An 18826-nucleotide genomic window follows, 5' to 3' on the forward strand; every position below is an offset into this window, starting at 1 on the left:
GAGGTTCACGAGTAGCCCTACGGTCGCTTTCTGATCGGCATGCCTCAGCGTCGATCTGTGGATACTTGTTCGAAGAACGCGGCCCGATGCGCGCTGTGATCATGTTCCAGGTGTCGGCTTTCGGCCAGGCGCGGGCTGGGTGGGTCTTAATCCATTGCCATCTGCGTTAATCTGCGGATCGATTCTTGTTTGTGGCCGCCCCGCGATCCATCCGGGCGGCTGCCTGTTTGCCGGTTGATGCCATGTCCGATTCTGCCAATGCTTCTGCCACGAAAGCCGCTGCGTCGCCGCGCGGGCCGTTGATTCTTATCGATGGTTCGTCGTGGTTGTATCGCGCCTACCACGTGCTGCCACCGCTGACCAATGCGGCCGGCGAGCCCACCGGTGCGATCTATGGCATGACCAACATGCTGCGCAAGTTCCTGCGCGAATACGATTCGGATCGTATCGTGGTGGTGTTCGACCCGCGCGGGCCGACCTTTCGTAACGAGCTGTTCGCCGACTACAAGGCCAATCGCCCGCCGGTGCCGGAAGAGCTCTCGGCCCAGTTCGCCGGCATTCGCGATGTGGTGGTGGCACTCGGCCTGCCCCTGCTGCAGGTCGACGGTGTGGAAGCCGACGACGTGATCGGCACCCTGGCCAGCCGCGACGCCGGCGAGGTGCTGATCGTGACCGGTGACAAGGATATGGCACAGCTGGTCAACGAGCGGGTGAACCTGCTCGATACCATGCAGGATCGGCGCACCGACGTGGCTCGTGTGCACGAAAAATTCGGCGTCGGCCCGGAGCTGATCACCGATTATCTGGCCCTGGTCGGCGATAGCTCCGACAATATACCGGGCGTGGCCAAGGTGGGCCCCAAGACCGCCGCGAAATGGCTGCTGCAGTACGACGGCCTCGACGGCGTAATCGCCCATGCCGACGAAATTGGCGGCAAGGTCGCCGATAACCTGCGCGCGGCGCTCGACGATCTGCCGCTGTACAAGGATCTGGCGACGATTCGCTGCGATCTCGATCTGGGCTCGGTCGGCGAGGCGCTCACACGCCGCGAAGCCGATACGGCCGCCCTGGCCGAGCTGTATCGCGGCTACGAATTCCACAAGTTTCTGGAAGATATCGATGCGCCGGCCGCACAGGCTGACGCCGAAGTGCCCGCCGCGCCGGCCGAAACCCATTACCACCAGGTGCTCGATGAAGACGCCCTCGAGGCGATGATGGCCAAGCTCGAAGCCGCCGAGCTGATCTGTGTGGATAGCGAAACCGATGCGCTGTCGGCCATGCAATCGAATCTGGTCGGGCTGTCGTTCGCGGTCGAACCGGGCGAAGCCTGGTACGTACCGGTGGGCCACGACTATATGGGCGCGCCGAAACAGCTGTCGATGAAAACCGTCATCGAGCGCGTGCGCGGCGTGCTGGAAAACCCCGATATCGCCAAGCTCGGCCAGCACATCAAGTACGACATCAACGTACTGCGCCGGCACGGTATCGACGTGCGCGGCGCCGATCACGACACCATGCTCGAATCGTATGTGCTCAACAGCACGGCCACGCGTCACGATATGGATTCGCTGGCGCAGAAGTATCTGGACCGCAGCACCACCAAGTTCGAAGAGGTAGCCGGCAAGGGCGCCAAGCAGATCACCTTCAATCAGGTATCGCTGGAACAGGCCACGCCCTATGCCGCCGAAGATGCGGATATCACCCTGCAGCTGCATCACCGACTCTACGGCGAACTGGCCGAGAGCCCACGGCTGAAAGCGCTCTACGAAGATATCGAAATGCCGCTGATGCCGGTGCTGGCCCGCGTCGAGGCCAACGGCGTGCTCGTGGATCGCGACATGCTCGGCCGGGTGAGCCAGACAATGGCCGAGCGCATGGCCGAAATCCAGACCCAGGCATTCGAGGCCGCCGGCGGTGAGTTCAATCTCGGCTCGCCGGCCCAGCTCAAGGATATTCTCTTCGATCGCCTGGAACTGCCGGTCATCCGTAAAACGCCCAAGGGCGCGCCTTCGACCGCCGAGGACGTGCTGCGCGAACTGGCCGACCAGCACGAACTGCCGGCGCTGATCGTGTCCTGGCGAGAGTTGTCCAAGCTGCGCTCGACCTATGCCGAGAAGCTGCCCACCCAGATCAATCCGAAGACCGGGCGGATCCATACTTCCTATCATCAGGCGGTCGCCGCGACCGGTCGGCTGTCGTCATCGGATCCGAACCTGCAGAACATCCCGATCCGCACCGAGGCCGGGCGGCGTATTCGGGAGGCGTTCATCGCGCCCGAAGGCCAGCAGATCCTGGCGGTCGACTATTCGCAGATCGAGCTGCGCATCATGGCGCATCTGTCCGGCGATCCGGGGCTGCTGGCGGCCTTCAACGAAGAGCGCGATATCCATTCGGCGACGGCTTCGGAAGTGTTCGACACGCCGCTGGCCGAGGTCAGCACCAATCAGCGGCGTGCGGCCAAGGCGATCAACTTCGGCCTGATGTACGGCATGTCGGCATTCGGCCTGGCCAAGCAGCTGGAAACCTCGCGCGAGGAAGCCGGCGCCTATATCGACCGTTTCTTTGAACGCTTCGCCGGCGTGCGTCGCTATATGGACGAAACCCGCAAGCTCGCCAAGGCCGAGGGCTATGTGGAAACGCTCTACGGACGCCGGCTGTATCTGCCCGAAATCAACGCCCGCAACGGCGCGCGCCGCCAGGGCGCGGAACGCGCGGCGATCAACGCGCCGCTACAGGGCACAGCGGCCGACCTGATCAAGAAAGCCATGATCGATGTGGACGCCTGGCTGCAGGAAACCGGCGAGCCGGCCCGCATGATCATGCAGGTGCACGACGAGCTGGTCTTCGAAGTGCCCACCGAGCAGGCCGAGCGGCTGGGCAAGGCGATCAGTGAGCGAATGGGCCGGGTGGCAGAACTGGACGTGCCGCTGCTCGCCGAGGCGGGTATCGCGGCCAATTGGCAACAGGCGCACTGAGGCCCGATCGCGATTTGAAAATTTTTTGCGAAAAGTTGGAACTCGCCGGGAAACGCCCGGTCTTATTTCCCGTGAGCATTGCGATGCTCGACCGCTTTTCTCCCTGAGCGGTAACCAATATCCGGTTTCCCCCCCAAGAACCGGAATACTTGCCCCGACGGCGTTCCCCCCGCCGTCGGGGTTTTTTCTTTGTGCTCAAGCCCGCGTACGAATATCCCCATGCCGGATTTTTGATCCGGCACCAAGACAGCTGACCGCGTCAGCCGTTCTCAACGCCGGCGAAAAATAACGACCGGCATCTATCCGTCGTGTCTTTCGGTGGCTTCGCGGCCGTTGGCCGCGGCGTACGTGCTTTCGCACAGGCGTTATCAACCCGAAAGATCATCGATTGGATAATCTTTTCTTGGGCCGGATTGATAATAGCGCTGAACAAGATACCGGGCGGGCGAAAAAAAATTGCCCGGGCCGGGAACCTGTTTGCGTTCCTGTGGGTCTGACCCTCTACAAGCGCAATGCTTGACCGCTTTTCTCCCTGAGCGGTAACCGAATCCGGTTTCCCCCCAAGAACCGGTCTATTGCCCCGACAGGCTTCCCCCAGCCTGTCGGGGTTTTTTTTGCGCGCATTCAGCAGGTTGGCTCTCCCCAGAGCGGTCCGCTGTCGCGACGCAAAATTTTTTTCAACTTTTTTGGAACAAACCGGTTGGCCGCCGGTCTGACCTTATGCAAGCGCAATACTTGCCCGCTTTTCTCCCTGAGCGGTAATACGATCCGGTTCCCCCCAAGGCTGGATCGGTCGCCCCGGCGGTATTCCCCCTGCCGCCGGGGCTTTTTTTTATTCCCTGAGCAATCAATCTCTTGTTGTGGCTATTTTATGCCACAGAAAAACCGGCGCGTCGATTAAAACGGCCGGTTTTCCGATGAGCGGTAGTCACCGCGCGAAATGCGCGTATCCGCCGGCTTCAGCTGCGCGGTACCACCATGCGCCGATTGAGATCCTCTCGTACGCTCAGAAGGATCAGCTCATGAAACAGGGACTTGATTGCCGGCGAGCGTTCGCCGCCGCAGTCCCAGGCCAGCTGCACGTGGCCGGAATCGATATCGATGATCTCCAACTGGGGGCGGCCCTCTCGATCGAGCCAGGCCCGAATGTCATATCCCATGTGTCAGCCCTCCTTAAGGATGCACTTTGAGCATACATGAGAATGATTCTTATTTACACGCGTATATTGCTAGTCCACCACCTGCTCATTGACGCCATCGGCAAATGCCGCGATAGCCGAGCGGGCTTCGTCGATGCCCAGGCGCTTGGTGGCCGAAAACAGCTGTGCGCTGGCATCGGGCATATCGCGCGCAACCTGGCGTAACGTATTGACCTGCTGGTTGCGCGACAGTTTGTCGGCTTTGGTCAGCAGCAGATGAAAGCCCAGCCCCTGCGTCTCGCCCCAGCCGATCAGCTGGCGATCGAATTCCAGCAGCGGGCGGCGTGCGTCCATGATCAGCACGACGCCGGCCAGCGTCGTGCGGTTGGCCAGATAGCCTTCGATGAGCGATTGCCAGGCGGCCTTGACCGCGGGCGGAACCTTGGCGAAGCCGTAGCCGGGCAGATCGGCAAAGCGTAGCCGCTCGCTGGTAAAGAAGTTGATCGCCTGGGTGCGGCCGGGCGTCTTGCTCGTACGTGCAAGACCGGTTCGCTCGCAGAGCGCATTGAGCGCGCTGGACTTGCCGGCATTGGAGCGGCCGGCAAACGCGATCTCCGCGCCGGCCGGCTCGGGGAAGGCGCGCGGGTTGGGGGCCGAGCATACAAAGCGCATCGCTTTGAAATCGGCGGGCGTAATGCTTGTCATGAAGGACGAACCGGCAGGAAAAAAGTGAAGGAATGTCAGCCGCGGCCGCGCACAAGACTGTGGCGTACGCAGCGGGTGGTATACAATAAAAGACTATATCCAGTGGGCAGCCAGAATCCGATCGAGTTCGGATAGCGCCATTGTGCTGCCGTTTTGCGTCGGAGACGACTACGACATGACCAAGCGCCTTTTTGTGTTGTTCGGCTTGATGATCTGTGCCGGGGCCGTCGCTGCCGAGCCGTTGGTGGACGGTGATGTCGAGGCCGGCAAGACCCGCTCTGCCCAGTGTGCGGCCTGCCATGGCCCGCAGGGCAATATGGAGTCGGCTCAGTTTCCGAAGCTTGCCGGCCAGGGCGCGCCCTATATCTATGAACAGCTCAAGCTGTTCAAGTCCGGTGAGCGCCAGAACGCGATCATGGCCGGTCAGGCTGCCGGCCTGAGCGACGAAGACATGAAGAATCTGGCCGCCTATTACGCCGCCCAGCAGACCCGACCGGGCGCTGCCGATGTGTCGACCGCGCCGGCCGGTGCCATCCTCTATCACGCGGGCGATGCCGAAAACGGCGTACCGGCCTGCTCCGGCTGCCACGGCCCGAGCGGGCTGGGCAACGAAGCCGCGAAGTTTCCGCGTCTTTCCGGCCAGTCCCCGCAATATATCGCCACCCAGCTCAAGGCCTATCGTAGCGGTGATCGTTCGGGCTATCGCAATGCCACCATCATGAATGGCGTGGCCGAAAATCTCAGCGATGACGATATCCAGGCACTGGCCTCCTATGTGGCCGGCCTTGGCCCGGCAACCGGCGACAAGAAAGGCGGTGGGCACGGCGCACTGATGCAGCATGCCGGTGGCCCTGCCGGCGCCGCAGCAGGCCAGGCGATGACCGGCGGCGACGCGGAAAGCGAAGCCTCGCCGGAGGAGGTCGAGGCCAGCGAACAGCAGTCGCAGGACGCCGACGCAGCGGCCAAGCAGGAAGCCGGCGCCGCTGCCGGCGACGAGGCCGCAAGCACCGACGACGGCGCGGACGACAAAGAGGCCGATGCCGGCGAAGACGACGGCGCTGCCAGCGAAGCAAACGACAACGCGCAGTAACCGTCGGGTTTCGCTGCGCCGGAAAGAGGTCGGGCACGAATGAAGATGTGGCGTATTGCGGCGGGCTTGGCCCTGCTACTGATCGTGGGCGTGGTTCACGCCCAGGGGCTGATGATTTCGCGCTATGTGGAAGGCGAGCATTACCTCGCCGCCAAGCAGCCGATCGCCCCGCCCGACGACGGCAAGATCCACGTCACCGAGTTCTTTCTTTACAGCTGTCCGCACTGTTATCACCTCGAGTCGGATCTCAACGACTGGCGCGCCCAGCTGGGCGACGACGTGGAATTCTCGCGCGTGCCGGTATTGTTCAGCGCCGGCGGTGAGCCCTATGCGCGTCTGTATTACACCGCCGAAAAGCTCGGCGTGCTGGAACAGGTGCACGACAAGATCTTTGCTGCCATCCATGAGCAGGGCCGGCGGCTGCCCAGCGAGTCGGCCATGCGCGATTTCATGGTGTCTCAGGGCGTCGACGGCGAGCGTTTCACCCAGGTCTATGAAAGCGACGAGATCACGCAAAAGCTGCGTGAAGCCGCCCAGGCCATGCAGGCTTATCCGGTGACGGCGACCCCGGCCATTACGGTTGCAGGCCGCTACTACATCACCGGACGTACGGCAGGCAGCAACGATCGTATGCTTGAGGTCGCGGATTACCTGATCGCACAGCAGCGCAAGGCGCCTCGGTAAGCCACGCGGCAGTCGCCGGCAACCGTTGCCGAAGCTGTCGGCTGACGCCGGCATTGTCTCGATCCCGGTCGCATCGATACCGTCTCGCGCGGCGGCCAACAGCGCTGGGCCAGCCAGCATCCGATAACAGGGACGCGTTCAACGCAGGCGCGTGAGCGCCAGAGTGTGTGCTGCCCCATGGATTGAAGGCTCGATTCCTGCCCGACGTCAGCCTTCGTTCTAAAACGGTTTGATTACAAGCGTGCCTGCGTTATCCGCTGCGGGCCGTACGGCAGTTCCTGCGCTTGGCTCGGCGACCGGGCAGCGTGCTGGCAGAGACGACGTCAGCGAGAGCTTATTGCCCCGGTACGAGAACAGCTGACGTAGCCAGCCGTTTTCAACACCATCGAAAGAAAGGCCGGCCCCTGTGCGTCATTTCTTTTAATGGCTTTGCGACCCGGTGGCCGAGCCGCGCCTGCTATTGCATACCCGCGTTATCAATCCGACAAATCATCGATTGAAGAATTTATTTCGGGCCCGCTTCATAACCCCGGATCGGCCAAGAGGGGTCATTTACACCCGCAGGCGGGGTATGGCGGGGGTCAGTCCTGTTCGGTTTCCAGCACGATCTGCCACTCGCCATCGTCGCTTTGGTGCCAGTACTGCACCTTGCGGTCTTCGGCATGGTAGTTGTTGCTGGTATAGGCCTGATTGAACATCACCTTCATCATTCGATCCTCGCCCGGATAGCGCATGATGCTGATATCGCTCAAATCCACCTCGATCTTTGTCTTGGTAGCGTTGATGCGTTTCTTTTCGATGGCGAAGTCTTTCTTGTCCAGGCCCTTGTCGCTGACAAAGCTCGGCGCGTAATAGGCGAGATAGGATTTCGTATCGATCGCCTGCCAGCTATGCCGCCAGGATTCGATCGTGGCCAGCATCGCGCTGCGCTGCTGCTCGACTTCGGCGGCCGATACCCAGTTCAGGCCGGTGGTCATGATTACCGGCGTCTTGCCGACGGTCACCTGCTCGCGAATCGATTCGAAGTCGTCGTTGGCGATCACCACACAGCCTTCGCTGGCACGCGGGGTGCGTGAATAGGTGGTGCGCGGCACGCCGTGCAGCCAGATACCGTAGCCGGTGCGCCCGTGCAGCCGATCGAGGGCGTTGGGGTAGTTCACCGGCAGCGCGCCCACGCCGTAGAGCTCGGGCAGCTTGTTGTCGTCGATATAGCGGGTGATGTGGTAAATGCCGATGGGCGTGCGCATATCGCCCTCGACCTGTTTGCCGGCGCCGCCGCGACCGATGGTGGTATAGAAGTCGGACACCAGCCGGGGCACGCCCTGTTCGTTCTCGAACAGATAGAGCCGGTTGTTCGACAGGTCGACCACGACCACGTTGTCGTACTCCGGCGATAGCTGCAGGATCACGTCCGGGACCTTGCCGTCAGTGGCCGCGGATACGCGGTGCGCCCAGCGGCTCTTGGCCTCGTCGAGCAGGGCATCGCGCTGGTCGCGCATCTTTTCGCTGATGGCCGGGTCGATGCTGCGCCCGGTGCGCGCCACCATCAGTTCGCCGTAGACGAGCTGGGCGAGCCGGAAATTCGGCCGTGCCTCGATCAGATCGGACAGATCGTTGATCGCGCTGTCGTAGTCGCCCTTCTGGGCCAGATTGAGCACGGCCAGCAGCTGGGCCTCGGCGCTGGAGTGAACCTTGCCGCTGCGCGCCGTCTGGGTGTCGGTCCCGGCCGCGAGCGCACTTGCCGACACCAGCAGCCAGCAGGCGATCAACAAAAAGCGATGGACGGCTTGGTGGGCGGACATGATGCTAATTCGTTCCCGTGGTTTCGCGCAGGATGCGCCAGCCCGCCGGGGTGCGGGTGAGCACCATCTGCTTGTCGACCCGGTCGCTATAGCGGGGCGATTCGTATTCCTGGGTGAAATCGACCTGCACCGCGCCATTGGCCAGACGCGTGATCGAAGGGTCCTCGATACGGATATGAATATCCTCGGGCTTGTTCAGGCGTGCCTGGCGTAATTCGAGCCATTCCTGCCGAGTCATGCCGTCCCCCGGGTCGTACTCATCCGCGTAGAAATCGGTGTAGGCGTCGAAATCCTGCGCCGACCATGCCTGCGCCCAGGCACGCACGGTCTGGATGATGCTGCGGCTGGCCTGATCGCTGATCGTGTCGCTATTGGAATTCGGCGTCGCGGGCCGCTTCGCAGGCGCCGGCGTCGGCGCATTCCCCGGCGCGACCGACTCCTGTGCATAATATAGACGATCCAGCATGGTCAGCGGTAGCTTGGTGTCGTCGTCGTCGGTGCCCAGCGCCTTGCGATAGGCCAGCTCCGCCAGGGCGGTATACACATCGCCCAGGTTGCGGTGCGCGGTCGCATAGGCCGGCTGTGTGGCCAGCGCCTTCTCCAGCCACTTGCGGGCCTTGTCGTATTCGCCCTGATCGGCATAGAGCACGGCCAGGTTGTTGGCCGGCTCCACACGCAGGGGGTAATCCGCCGCGAGTTTTTCGTATTCGGCGATCGCTTTCTCGACATGCCCCTGGCCGGCGAGCGCGCGCGCATGCATGAAGCGCGCATCGCGGTTGCCGGGATGGGCTTCCAGATAGGTCTGGGACAGGCGCGCCGCGGCATCGAACTTGCCGGTATCGATTTCTTGCTGGAGCTCGTCGAGCGTGACCGCCGTGGCTGCCGCCGACACGAAAAGCAGCGCGCCCAGCAGGGCCGCGAACGGCTTTGTCGCTATGCGTCGTGTCACGGGTGCATCGTCCTGTCCTGCTGAGAAGCGTAAGAGCGCACGCCGGCGTACGATTCGCCCGGTCGTGGTCTCGACTTCAAGAAATTATACTAGACGCCGCGCCCGCGCTCGCATCGCGCGCGGCTAACGCATCATTTTTGTTATAAAACCCGCGGCGTGCCGGCTGTAGCCGCGCTCCCTTTGTCACTATTACGGCGCACTTGGAGAAACCTGATGCTGATTCCCGTTTTGCTCGCAGGCGGCATCGGTACCCGATTGTGGCCGCTGTCGCGCGAGAGCCGGCCTAAACAGTTTCTGGCCCTCAACGGCGAAGCCAGCCTACTCGAACAGACGCTGGCGCGCGCAGCGCTGCTGGGCGAGGTCGGTCCGGCGCTTTTGATCGGCAACGTCGAGCACCGCTTCGTGATGGCCGAGCAACTGCGGGCGAGCGGGATGCGCGGTCAGGTCATCCTCGAGCCTTCGCGGCGCGATACCGCGCCCGCGGTCGCCGCTGCCGCGTTTCAGGCGCTGGCCGAACACGGCGACAACGCGGAACTGCTGGTCATGCCGACCGATCATGCCGTGGCCGACGCCCGGGCGTTCGAGCAGGCGGTCGAGCGCGCGCGCGCCCGGGCCGCGCGGGGCGGAATGACGCTGTTCGGCGTACGCCCGGCCCGGCCCGAGCCCGGGTTCGGCTATATTCAAGCCGGCGAGACCCTCGACGAAGGCGTGCGTCGCGTACAGACGTTCGTGGAAAAGCCCGACCGGGCCCGTGCGGCCGTTTATCTCGAAAATCCGGACTATTACTGGAACAGCGGCATGTTCCTGTTCAGAGCGCGCGATTACCTGGCGTCACTCGCGCGCCAGGCGCCGGCGATTCATGCAGCCGCGAAGGCCGCCCATGCCGGGGCGCATATCGATATCGACTTTCTGCGCCTGGACGAAGGTGAATTCGAACAAAGCCCGTCGAAATCGATCGACTATGCGGTGATGGAAGGCGCGGACGATGCGGTGATGGTCGAGCTTGACGCCGGCTGGACCGACCTGGGCAGCTGGTCGGCGGTGGCCGACGCCGCGGGCGCGGACGCGCAGGGCAACAGCGTGCAGGGCGATGTGGTCGTCGAAGACAGCCAGGGCTGTATTTTGCACAGCCAGGATCGGCTGCTGGCCACGATCGGGCTGCGCGACACCATCGTCATCGAAACGGCAGACGCGGTGCTGGTGGCCGATCGCGGCAGCGAACAACGCATCCGCGAACTCGTCACGCGTCTCACGGACAGCGGCCGTGAAGAGGCGACCGCCTATCGCAAGGCCTATCGGCCCTGGGGCAGCTACGAACAGATCGCCGTGGGCGAGCGTTTTCAGGTCAAGCATATCCGCGTGACGCCGGGCGGCCGGCTGTCGCTGCAGAAGCATCATCATCGAGCGGAACACTGGATCGTGGTCCACGGCACCGCCAAGATTACCTGCGACGGACGCGAAAGCCTGCTCACCGAGAACGAATCCACCTTCATCCCGCTGGGTGCCGTGCATCGGCTGGAAAACCCGGGCAAGGTCGATCTCGACCTGATCGAGGTGCAGTCGGGCAGCTACCTCGGCGAAGACGATATCGTAAGATTCGACGACGTTTACGGCCGTAGCGACAGTGAACCGCAGGATCGGAACACGGTCCCAGACACCGCGGCTGCCGCCGATTCCATCCCGCACGCAACCAAGGAGTGACCCGATGGGCCAGTATTATCCGTTCTTCAAGGCCTATGACGTACGTGCCAAGGTGCCGGACGAGCTTGATGCCGGGCTGGCCAGGCGTATCGGCCGAGCCTTCGTGGCCGAGCTGGGGGCCAAGACGGTGGTGGTGGGCCGCGACATGCGCCTGTCCAGCGAGGAACTCGCCGATGCGCTCATCGATGGCCTGACCGAAGGCGGCGCGGATGTGCTGGATATCGGCCTGTGCGGCACCGAAGAAGTGTATTACGGCACGTTTTCCCAAAACGCGGACGGCGGCATCATGGTGACCGCCAGCCACAACCCCAAGGATTACAACGGTCTGAAGTTCGTGCGCGAACAGGCGCGGCCGATTTCCAGCGATACCGGCCTGTTCGATATCGAAAAGCGCGCCTACGACAACGACTTTGCCGAGTCGGCGCAAACCGGCGAACGCCGGCCGCTGGATCAGCGTGACGACTATGTCCGCTTTCTGCTCGATCAGATCAAACCCGAGCAGATGAAGCCGCTTAAGATCGTGGCCAACCCCGGTAACGGCTGTGCCGGGCTGGTCGCAGCCGCGCTCGAAGGTCATCTGCCGTTCGATATCGTGCGCGTGCATTTCGAGCCCGACGGCCATCTGCCCAACGGTATTCCCAACCCGCTGCTGCCCGAAAACCGTGACGCCACGGCCACCGCGGTGCGCGAGCACCATGCCGACTTCGGCGTGGCCTGGGACGGCGACTTCGACCGCTGTTTTTTCTTCGACGAGCGCGGCGAATTCATCGAGGGCTACTACATCGTCGGCCTGATTGCCGAAATGCTGCTCAAGATGAACCCCGGCCAGGCGATCGTGCACGACCCGCGTTTGACCTGGAACACGCTCGCCCAGGTCGAAGAAAACGGCGGCAGGCCCGTGCAATCGAAATCCGGCCACTCGTTCATGAAGCAGACCATGCGTGAGGTCGATGCGCTCTACGGCGGCGAAATGAGCGCGCATCATTATTTCCGCGATTTCTCCTATGCCGACAACGGCCACCTGCCCTGGCTGGTACTGGCGCAGCTGATTTCGGAAACCGGCAAGCCGTTGTCGACGCTGGTCGAAGAGCGCATCGCCGCCTTCCCGGCCTCGGGCGAGATCAATCGCGAGATCGGCGATCCCGATGCCGCACTAGCCGATCTGGAGTCGCATTACGGCGCCGCCGCGCAAGCCGTCGAACACGTCGACGGCCTGTCGATGGATTTCGGCGACTGGCGCTTCAATCTGCGCAAGTCCAATACCGAGCCGGTGGTACGGCTCAACGTCGAGGCCCGCGGCGATATCGAACTGATGCGTGCCAAGACCGACGAACTGCTCGAACGGCTCGGCCAGCACTGAATTTGCCGGTTATCCGTTCTCGATAGGAGTGAGGCGATGGTGACCTGCTATCTGCGTTATGAGATCGACCCGCGCCAAACGCGCGAGTTCGAGCACTATGCGCGTCTATGGATACCGCTGGTCGAGCGTTTCGGCGGCCGCCATCACGGCTATTTCCTGCCGCACGAGGGGGCCAACGACATCGCCGTTGCGCTGTTTAGCTTCGCGAGCCTGGCCGACTACGAGACTTACAGAGAGCGCGCTGCGTCGGATGCCGACTGTCAGGCCGCGTTTGCCTATGCCCGGCAAACGGGCTGTATCCGGCGCTATGAGCGCAGCTTCATGCGGCCGGTATTCGATGGCCCACCCACCGACGACACATTCGTTGTATGAAAGATCGTGACTGTCTGGCCCTGCGCGTACGCAGCGGCCGGCTGATGCTGCTGGACCAGTCGCGCCTGCCGCACGTGCAGGACTGGTTCGCGGTAGATGACGTCGCCACCCTGGTCGAGGCGATTCATGCGCTGCGAACCCGCGGCGCGCCGATGATTGCCATTGCGGCCGCGCTGCTGGTCGCCGTGCGCGTGGAGGCGGGCGACGACCGCGAGACTGTGGGCCGGGCGATCGCGCGTCTGCGCGAGGCGCGGCCGACCGCGGTGAACCTGATGCATGCGATGGATGCGCTGGCGCTTGCGCTCGCCGCCGACGATTGGCGGGCCGCCGTCGTGACAAGTGCCGAAGCCCTGTTCGACGATGATCGCGCCCTGTGCGACGCCATGGCCGAGCGCGGCGCGGCGCTGATCGGCCCCGGCGAGCGTATTCTTACCCACTGCAATACCGGCGGCCTGGCCACGGCCGGGATCGGCACGGCGCTGGGCGTGATCCGGCGCGCCCACGAGCGCGACCCGGGTATTTCCGTCTGGGTCGACGAGACACGGCCGTTGTTGCAGGGTGGGCGCCTGACCGCCTGGGAGCTCGGCGAGCTGGGCATCGACTACCGGCTGATCACCGACAGCATGGCCGCCAGCTTCATGGCCGCCGGCGAAGTTGATCGGGTGCTGGTCGGCGCCGATCGCATCGCCGCGAACGGCGATTTCGCCAACAAGATCGGCACCTACGGGCTCGCGGTGCTGGCCCAGCATCACGATATCCCGTTTGCGGTGGTCGCCCCGCACACCACGGTCGACTCCGGCTGTGCCAGCGGCGCCCAGATCCCCATCGAACAGCGCAACGCGGCGGAAGTACGCGGCGTGACCGGCGCCGCTGGCGAACTGGCCTGGGCGCCGGCCGATGCCGCCGTGGCCAACCCGGCCTTTGATGTCACGCCGGCCGCGTTGATCGACCACTGGATTCTGGACACGGGCGTGTTCGATCGACTAGAGGTCGAGGCCGGCGTATTCCAGTTTGGCGGCGCGGCGGTGAGCAACGAGTAGAGCGATCCCGTATCGGCTGCCGGCCTGCGTCGCGCCAGAGCCTAGTCGTTGTCGATGAGACCGCGTTCGATGAAAACCTCCCGCGCCGCCGTCGTGCCGTTGAGTGCTGCCGGAAAGCCGGCGTAGACGGCCATCTGAATGATGACCTCCACAACCTGCTCGGGGCTAACGCCGACGTTGAGCGCGCCGTGGATATGGACCTTGAGCTGGGGCGCGCAATGGCCGAGCGCGGTCAGCGCGGCGACCGTGGCTATTTCGCGGCTTTTCAGGTCCAGGCCGGGGCGTTGGTAGATATCGCCAAACGGAAACTCGACGGTATAGCGGGCCAGATCGGGGGCGATGTCACGCAGGGCGTCGATCACGGATTCGCCTGCCGCGCCATCGATTTCCCTGAGTTTGGCCAGCCCGGCGTCGTAACGTGTGGTTGCCATGGTGTACTCCTGAAATAAGAAACAAGAGCGGGCAACCTACGGCTTGGAGTGCACTCCAGGTCAAGCGTTTCGTCAGGCGGGGTCCTGTTGCTCGTAATAGGCGATCTTGGCGCGAATAGCGGCGAGGTGGTCGCGATCGCGCGCGAGTTTGTCTTCCAGGTGCTGGGCATGGCGCTCCAGCATGCGACGGCGTTCCACCAAGGTGGCGACGCCCTCGGCCCGAAGCTGGGCATAGCGGCGGATATCGGCCAGCGGCATGGCCGTGGCCTTCAGCCTTAGCACGAAGGCAATCCAGTCCAGATCGCGCTCGCCGAACACGCGATGCCCGCTGGCATCGCGTGTGATCTGGCGCAACACGCCCACTTTTTCATAGTAGCGAAGGGTATCGGCCGACACGCCGGTACGCGCCGCGAACTCGCCGATATTCAAGCCCCGAACTGCGTAGCCGCTGCGCTTAGCCCTGACCCAGCATCTGTTCGCCGGCGGGGCGGAAGTCCTTGGCGATTTCCGTGCCGGTGAAGTTGGCCACCCAGCCTTCCTGGTTGTTGAACAGGCGGATGACCTTGAAATGCGGCTTGTCGCCCATGTCGAACCAGTGCGGCGTACCCGCCGGCACGCTGATCAGGTCGTCGGCTTCGCAGAGCGTGGCATAGACCCGATCGCCGATATGCAGGGTGAAAAGCCCGGCCCCGTCGACGAAGAATCGGACCTCGTCTTCGCTATGCGTGTGCTCATCCAGAAACTTGGCCCGCATGGCGTCTTTCTGCGGATGTTCCGGGTGCAGGCCGATCACGTCCCAGGTGGCATAGCCGAACTGGGCCTGCAGGCGTTCGATATCGCTCGCATAAGCCGCGCCGATCTGTTCTGCGTCGGCGTCGGCCGGCAGTTCGTGCTCGGCCGGCCAGCGTTCGAACAAGACGCCCACCTTTTCCAGTTCGGCAGCGATCTTGTCTGCGTCGGCCGTGTCGATCAGCGGCTGTTGGGTATCGTTTTCGTTGTAGACGGTCAGTCGACTCATCGGTTTGCTCCTGTGTGCTGTGGCGCGCCGGCGCGGGGCACGCGACCCGGCTCAGACCAGTTCGATATCCTCGAACGAGGCCACCACCGGGTGTCTTTCGCTCATTCTAGCCTTTTCCTGGGTGTTTTCATCGCGGGCCACCCAGCAGGTCTGCAGGCCGGCGTCGGCGGCCGCATCCAGCTCTTCGCCCACGTCGGACAAGAACAGCAGCGAGGCCGGCAGTTCCCCCAGTTCGGCGGCGATCGCCTTGTAACTACGCATCTTCTTCTTGGCCCCGATGCGGGTATCGAAATAGCCGGAAAACAGATCGCTCAGGTCGCCGTGGTCGCTGTAGGTGAACAGCAGCTTCTGCGCGGCGACGGAGCCGGAGGAATACACGTACAGCGCGCGTCGATCGTCGGCCCAGGCCTGCAGCGTGGCCACCGCGTCCTCGTAGACATGGCCGGTGAAATCGCCGTCGGTATAGCCTTTTTCCCAGACCAGCCCCTGCAGCGTCTTGAGCGGCGTGGCCTTGCGGTCTGCATCCATCCATTTCTCGAGGATCGTGATCACCCGGTCGAGATCCGCCTCCGGTTCCTCGGCTTCGGTGCGTACGTCGTCTATCAGGGCCGCGACCGCAGGCTCCTGGGCATGCGCGCGTACGAACGGCGGCAGATAGTCACGCGCGTAGGGGAACAATACGTCGTGCACGAAGGCGATATCCGAGGTCGTGCCTTCGATATCGGTGATGACGGCGCGTACGTCCGGCGTTGGCTCTTCCAGGCGCAGCCGGTCGTGATCGCCCATGAATTCGCTCATCGTGTGGTCTCCAGTTGTCGGCGCTGCAGTTCGCAGGCGAGCAGAAATTCCCAGCCTTCCAGATGCCGGCGTGCGCTGGCCAGGTCGGCGCCCCAGGCATAGATGCCGTGCCCGCGCACCAGAAAGCCGAACGCCGGGGCGGCCTCGTCGAAGCGTGCCTCGAGCGCCGCCGCCAGCGTTTCCATGTCCTGGCTGTTATCGAGCACGGGCAGATCGATCGCGGCCTCGTGGGTCAGGTTGCCGGTAATGCTTTTCTGCATTTCATAGCCTTCGAAACGCAGCCGCTGCGGCGTGTCGATACGCGAGAGCAGGGTATTGGCGATCGAATGCACGTGCAGCACCGCGCCAATGGCGGGATCGCGCCGATACAGGGCCAGATGCAGCCCGGTCTCGGCCGAGGGTTTGCCCTCGGCCAGCAGCTCGCCATGAATGGTCATGGGCAGCAGTTCGGCCGGCGTCAGCGCTGTCTTATCCACGCCGGAGGCCGTGATCAGCACGCGTTCGTCATCGAGGCGGCTCGAGAAGTTGCCGCCCGTGGCCGGGCAATAGCCGCGCGATGCGAACCAGCGTACGGTCTCGCAGAGCGCCTGTGCGGCAGCGGTGGTAGCGGCGGCGTCCATTCGTCGGCGTCTCGATTCGTGCCTGAATCGCGCATGCTAGCGCTGTGGCCGCGGCCTCGCCAATGCCGGGATGCGTCGATAACCCGAGCGTTGGTGCCTTTCGGGTTCGGAGTCAACGGGACCGGTGAAGTTAGATCTCGGGTTTTGCACAGTCGCGCAAGTGAGTTTGACCGGCTTTAAGCCGACAAGAACCCAGCAGTGTGAAACCGACGGTCCGACAAACTCGTGACTGCTGAACGACGTGCGGCTTGAATCGGTCGCTGTCTGAATCAACTGCGCGGGTGAATTTTGGCTTGGGGTTTCGCACTGCTGTGCGAGTCACTTCTCTTGCTTGCCCAAGAGAAGTAACCAAGAGAAGGGCACCCTGTCTTGCGTCGGCGCTGCGCGCCGATGCCCTGCGCGGCTCCGGCGTCAAGCGGGCCAGCCGGAAACTCGCTTCGCTCAGACATCCGGCTGGCCCTAGGCAATTAACAAGGCCGCGTTCGGCCTCCACTGCTCGGCGCTACGCCCAAGGGGCCGAATACAGACAAGCTCGCTGGCGCTCGCTCAAGGTCACGGCTTTTGTAGGTCAGCTTAGCGAAGCGTAAGCCGACAAGAACGCCGCCAACCCGTATCAGGCCTTGGCACTCGCCCGTGCCGACACCGCATCATGCCAACGCTTGAGGTGCGTGTGGTCCTCGCCGATACGCAGCTTGACCACGCGGGCGAAGTCCACGGTGCATAGCGCGGTGATGTCGGCTACCGAATAGGTATCACCGGCGATGTATTCGTTGTTGGCCAGGTGTTCGTTGAGAAAGCCGAACATCTTGCCGGCGCGTTCGAGGCTGATTTCGCCGAATTCCTGGGAGCACTTCTCGCGATCGGCGAAGGCGCCGGTGATGTTGCGAAAAGCCATGGCCACGGGGAACAGGAAATTCAGCTCCATGCGCCGGTTCCACATCTCGATGATGGCCTTGTCTTCAGCGCCGGTGCCCATTAGCGGCGGCTCGGGATGCGTTTCTTCGAAATAACGGCTGATCGCCATCGATTCGGCGATACACACGCCGTTGTCCAGCTCCAGCGTGGGCACGCCGCCGAGCGGGTTCTTGCGCTTGTATTCGTCGCTGAGGTTTTCGGCGGCGACGAGGTCGAGGTCGATGATCTCGATATCGTTGAAATCGATGCCTTTCTCGGCCATGAAAACGCGCACGCGGCGCGGGTTGGGGGCGCGGTCGCTCTGGTAAAGCTTCATATCGATACTCGCGGTGGGATCGTTGTTGTGATTACGCCGGGTAACCGTATCAGGCCGCGCGGATCACGCGTTCGCACTGCTCGTGCAACACGTTCACGGCATGGCCGAAGGTGGCAAAGCGTTTGTCGCGGGTCTTGCCTTCGACATAGCGCTTGTAGATCTGCTGCAGGATGACCGCCAGGCGGAACAGGCCGAAGACCTGGTAGAAGGGCCAGTCGTCGATGGCGTGGCCGGTCTTTTCGCGATAGCGATCGAGCATTTCGTCGCGGGTGAGCATGCCCGGCAGATGGGTTGGGCCCATACGGATATCGCGCATGGGCTGCGGGTCGTCGGCCTGTACCCAGTAGGCCATGGAACAGGCGAAATCCATCACTGGATCACCCAGGGTGGCCATTTCCCAGTCGAGTACGCCGATGATGTCGTTGAGTTTTTCGTCGAAGACGACGTTATCGAGCTTGTAGTCGTTATGGATGATCGCACGCCGGGTCACGTCGGGTATGCGGGCTTCAAGCCATTGCATGAGCGCTTCGCAGTCGGGCACGTCGTCGGTACGCGCGTTGCGGTAGCGCTTGTTCCAGCCGGTGATCTGGCGCTCGATATAGCCCTCGGGCTTGCCGAAATCAGCCATGCCGGCGGCGTCGACGTCGGTGGTGTGCAGCTGGGCCTGGACATCGAGCAGCTGCTCGCACAGCCGGGTGGCTTCGGCAGGACTCAGCTCAACGCCCTCGGGCAGATCGCGGCGTACGATCACTCCGCGCAGGCGCTGCATCACATAGAATTCGGCACCGATCACGGCTTCGTCGGTGCAGTGCACGATCGGCTCCGGCGCGTAGTCGTACACGCCGTGCAGACGTGAAAGCACGCCGTATTCGCGCCCCATGTCGTGGGCGGATTTCACCTGGCTGCCGAAG

The 18826-nt window shown here is 63.1% G+C and carries 18 protein-coding genes; 7 read left to right on the forward strand and 11 right to left on the reverse strand.

All coding sequences use genetic code 11. From position 1 onward, the window contains the following. The first annotated feature begins 242 nt into the window (after nucleotides 1–242). Nucleotides 243–2975: a DNA polymerase I gene (gene polA, locus ABNU97_RS08035; RefSeq protein ID WP_348766219.1), complete on the forward strand. Its 2733-nt coding sequence runs from the start codon at nucleotides 243–245 to the stop codon at nucleotides 2973–2975. Nucleotides 2976–3934: 959 nt separating this feature from the next. Here polA and ABNU97_RS08040 read toward each other — a convergent pair. Both ABNU97_RS08040 and yihA read right to left on the reverse strand, forming a co-directional pair. Continuing rightward, nucleotides 3935–4135: a hypothetical protein gene (locus ABNU97_RS08040; protein ID WP_348766220.1), complete on the reverse strand. Its 201-nt coding sequence runs from the start codon at nucleotides 4133–4135 to the stop codon at nucleotides 3935–3937. A gap of 69 nt (nucleotides 4136–4204) precedes the next feature. Next, on the reverse strand, nucleotides 4205–4819 hold the full coding sequence (gene yihA, locus ABNU97_RS08045; RefSeq protein WP_348766221.1) for a ribosome biogenesis GTP-binding protein YihA/YsxC: 615 nt from the start codon (nucleotides 4817–4819) through the stop codon (nucleotides 4205–4207). A 175-nt stretch (nucleotides 4820–4994) separates the two neighbouring features. Here yihA and ABNU97_RS08050 point away from each other — a divergent pair, with 175 nt between their 5' ends. Together ABNU97_RS08050 and ABNU97_RS08055 are read left to right on the forward strand one after the other, a co-directional pair. Further along, complete coding sequence (locus tag ABNU97_RS08050; RefSeq protein WP_348766222.1) at nucleotides 4995–5909, forward strand: c-type cytochrome; 915 nt, start codon at nucleotides 4995–4997, stop codon at nucleotides 5907–5909. A 39-nt stretch (nucleotides 5910–5948) separates the two neighbouring features. Next, nucleotides 5949–6593, forward strand: coding sequence for a thiol:disulfide interchange protein DsbA/DsbL (locus tag ABNU97_RS08055; protein ID WP_348766223.1), 645 nt, complete (start codon nucleotides 5949–5951; stop codon nucleotides 6591–6593). 581 nt (nucleotides 6594–7174) lie between these two features. On the opposite strand, the gene ABNU97_RS08060 is transcribed toward ABNU97_RS08055, so the two are convergent. Further along, nucleotides 7175–8395: a L,D-transpeptidase family protein gene (locus tag ABNU97_RS08060; RefSeq protein WP_348766224.1), complete on the reverse strand. Its 1221-nt coding sequence runs from the start codon at nucleotides 8393–8395 to the stop codon at nucleotides 7175–7177. A gap of 4 nt (nucleotides 8396–8399) precedes the next feature. Beyond that, a complete protein-coding gene (locus ABNU97_RS08065) occupies nucleotides 8400–9344 on the reverse strand; it encodes a tetratricopeptide repeat protein (protein ID WP_348766225.1) in 945 nt (314 codons plus the stop codon). Nucleotides 9345–9557: 213 nt separating this feature from the next. On the opposite strand from ABNU97_RS08065, the gene ABNU97_RS08070 reads away from it, so the two are divergent. Genes ABNU97_RS08070 through mtnA form a run of 4 tightly spaced genes read left to right on the forward strand, consistent with a single transcriptional unit; the run spans nucleotide 9558 to nucleotide 13817 of the window. Next, nucleotides 9558–11045 (forward strand): mannose-1-phosphate guanylyltransferase/mannose-6-phosphate isomerase, encoded by a 1488-nt coding sequence (locus ABNU97_RS08070; RefSeq protein WP_348766226.1) that lies wholly within the window; start codon nucleotides 9558–9560, stop codon nucleotides 11043–11045. A 4-nt stretch (nucleotides 11046–11049) separates the two neighbouring features. Further along, the gene (locus tag ABNU97_RS08075; protein ID WP_348766227.1) at nucleotides 11050–12405 is read left to right on the forward strand and encodes a phosphomannomutase; all 1356 of its coding nucleotides are present in this window, start codon (nucleotides 11050–11052) and stop codon (nucleotides 12403–12405) included. A gap of 36 nt (nucleotides 12406–12441) precedes the next feature. Next, nucleotides 12442–12777, forward strand: a complete 336-nt coding sequence (locus ABNU97_RS08080) for an NIPSNAP family protein (protein ID WP_348766228.1) — start codon at nucleotides 12442–12444, stop codon at nucleotides 12775–12777. Further along, nucleotides 12774–13817, forward strand: coding sequence for an S-methyl-5-thioribose-1-phosphate isomerase (gene mtnA, locus ABNU97_RS08085; RefSeq protein ID WP_348766229.1), 1044 nt, complete (start codon nucleotides 12774–12776; stop codon nucleotides 13815–13817). The genes ABNU97_RS08080 and mtnA overlap by 4 nt, the downstream gene beginning before the upstream one ends. A 41-nt stretch (nucleotides 13818–13858) precedes the next feature. Here the strand turns inward: mtnA and ABNU97_RS08090 are convergent, their stop codons facing one another. From ABNU97_RS08090 to ABNU97_RS08120, 7 genes are all read right to left on the reverse strand, one after another. Then, a complete protein-coding gene (locus ABNU97_RS08090) occupies nucleotides 13859–14248 on the reverse strand; it encodes a carboxymuconolactone decarboxylase family protein (RefSeq protein ID WP_348766230.1) in 390 nt (129 codons plus the stop codon). A 72-nt stretch (nucleotides 14249–14320) separates the two neighbouring features. Further along, entirely contained in the window at nucleotides 14321–14677 is a 357-nt protein-coding gene (locus ABNU97_RS08095) for a MerR family transcriptional regulator (protein WP_348766231.1), read from the reverse strand. A 25-nt stretch (nucleotides 14678–14702) separates the two neighbouring features. Then, a complete protein-coding gene (locus ABNU97_RS08100; RefSeq protein WP_348766232.1) occupies nucleotides 14703–15266 on the reverse strand; it encodes a cupin in 564 nt (187 codons plus the stop codon). 51 nt (nucleotides 15267–15317) lie between these two features. Further along, complete coding sequence (gene mtnC / locus ABNU97_RS08105) at nucleotides 15318–16064, reverse strand: acireductone synthase (RefSeq protein WP_348766233.1); 747 nt, start codon at nucleotides 16062–16064, stop codon at nucleotides 15318–15320. Continuing rightward, nucleotides 16061–16684 (reverse strand): methylthioribulose 1-phosphate dehydratase, encoded by a 624-nt coding sequence (locus tag ABNU97_RS08110; RefSeq protein WP_348766234.1) that lies wholly within the window; start codon nucleotides 16682–16684, stop codon nucleotides 16061–16063. The genes mtnC and ABNU97_RS08110 overlap by 4 nt, the downstream gene beginning before the upstream one ends. A 613-nt stretch (nucleotides 16685–17297) precedes the next feature. After that, nucleotides 17298–17915 carry a glutathione S-transferase family protein gene (locus tag ABNU97_RS08115; protein ID WP_348766235.1) on the reverse strand — a complete coding sequence of 206 codons (618 nt, stop codon included), beginning with the start codon at nucleotides 17913–17915 and terminating at the stop codon, nucleotides 17298–17300. A gap of 49 nt (nucleotides 17916–17964) precedes the next feature. Further along, nucleotides 17965–18826, reverse strand: an 862-nt coding sequence (locus tag ABNU97_RS08120; RefSeq protein WP_348766236.1) for a phosphotransferase family protein, incomplete at its 5' end; no start/stop codon positions are given.

The sequence above is a fragment of the uncultured Salinisphaera sp. genome (genome assembly GCF_964012375.1).
Taxonomy (GTDB): Bacteria; Pseudomonadota; Gammaproteobacteria; order Nevskiales; family Salinisphaeraceae; genus Salinisphaera.

Excerpts from the sequence above, each read along its gene's own strand:
- polA (WP_348766219.1), top strand. The coding sequence starts at position 243 with ATGTCCGATTCTGCCAATGCTTCTGCCACGAAAGCCGCTGCGTCGCCG.
- ABNU97_RS08040 (WP_348766220.1), bottom strand. The coding sequence starts at position 4,135 with ATGGGATATGACATTCGGGCCTGGCTCGATCGAGAGGGCCGCCCCCAG.
- yihA (WP_348766221.1), bottom strand. The coding sequence starts at position 4,819 with ATGACAAGCATTACGCCCGCCGATTTCAAAGCGATGCGCTTTGTATGC.
- ABNU97_RS08050 (WP_348766222.1), top strand. The coding sequence starts at position 4,995 with ATGACCAAGCGCCTTTTTGTGTTGTTCGGCTTGATGATCTGTGCCGGG.
- ABNU97_RS08055 (WP_348766223.1), top strand. The coding sequence starts at position 5,949 with ATGAAGATGTGGCGTATTGCGGCGGGCTTGGCCCTGCTACTGATCGTG.
- ABNU97_RS08060 (WP_348766224.1), bottom strand. The coding sequence starts at position 8,395 with ATGTCCGCCCACCAAGCCGTCCATCGCTTTTTGTTGATCGCCTGCTGG.
- ABNU97_RS08070 (WP_348766226.1), top strand. The coding sequence starts at position 9,558 with ATGCTGATTCCCGTTTTGCTCGCAGGCGGCATCGGTACCCGATTGTGG.
- ABNU97_RS08075 (WP_348766227.1), top strand. The coding sequence starts at position 11,050 with ATGGGCCAGTATTATCCGTTCTTCAAGGCCTATGACGTACGTGCCAAG.
- ABNU97_RS08080 (WP_348766228.1), top strand. The coding sequence starts at position 12,442 with ATGGTGACCTGCTATCTGCGTTATGAGATCGACCCGCGCCAAACGCGC.
- mtnA (WP_348766229.1), top strand. The coding sequence starts at position 12,774 with ATGAAAGATCGTGACTGTCTGGCCCTGCGCGTACGCAGCGGCCGGCTG.
- ABNU97_RS08090 (WP_348766230.1), bottom strand. The coding sequence starts at position 14,248 with ATGGCAACCACACGTTACGACGCCGGGCTGGCCAAACTCAGGGAAATC.
- ABNU97_RS08100 (WP_348766232.1), bottom strand. The coding sequence starts at position 15,266 with ATGAGTCGACTGACCGTCTACAACGAAAACGATACCCAACAGCCGCTG.
- mtnC (WP_348766233.1), bottom strand. The coding sequence starts at position 16,064 with ATGAGCGAATTCATGGGCGATCACGACCGGCTGCGCCTGGAAGAGCCA.
- ABNU97_RS08110 (WP_348766234.1), bottom strand. The coding sequence starts at position 16,684 with ATGGACGCCGCCGCTACCACCGCTGCCGCACAGGCGCTCTGCGAGACC.
- ABNU97_RS08115 (WP_348766235.1), bottom strand. The coding sequence starts at position 17,915 with ATGAAGCTTTACCAGAGCGACCGCGCCCCCAACCCGCGCCGCGTGCGC.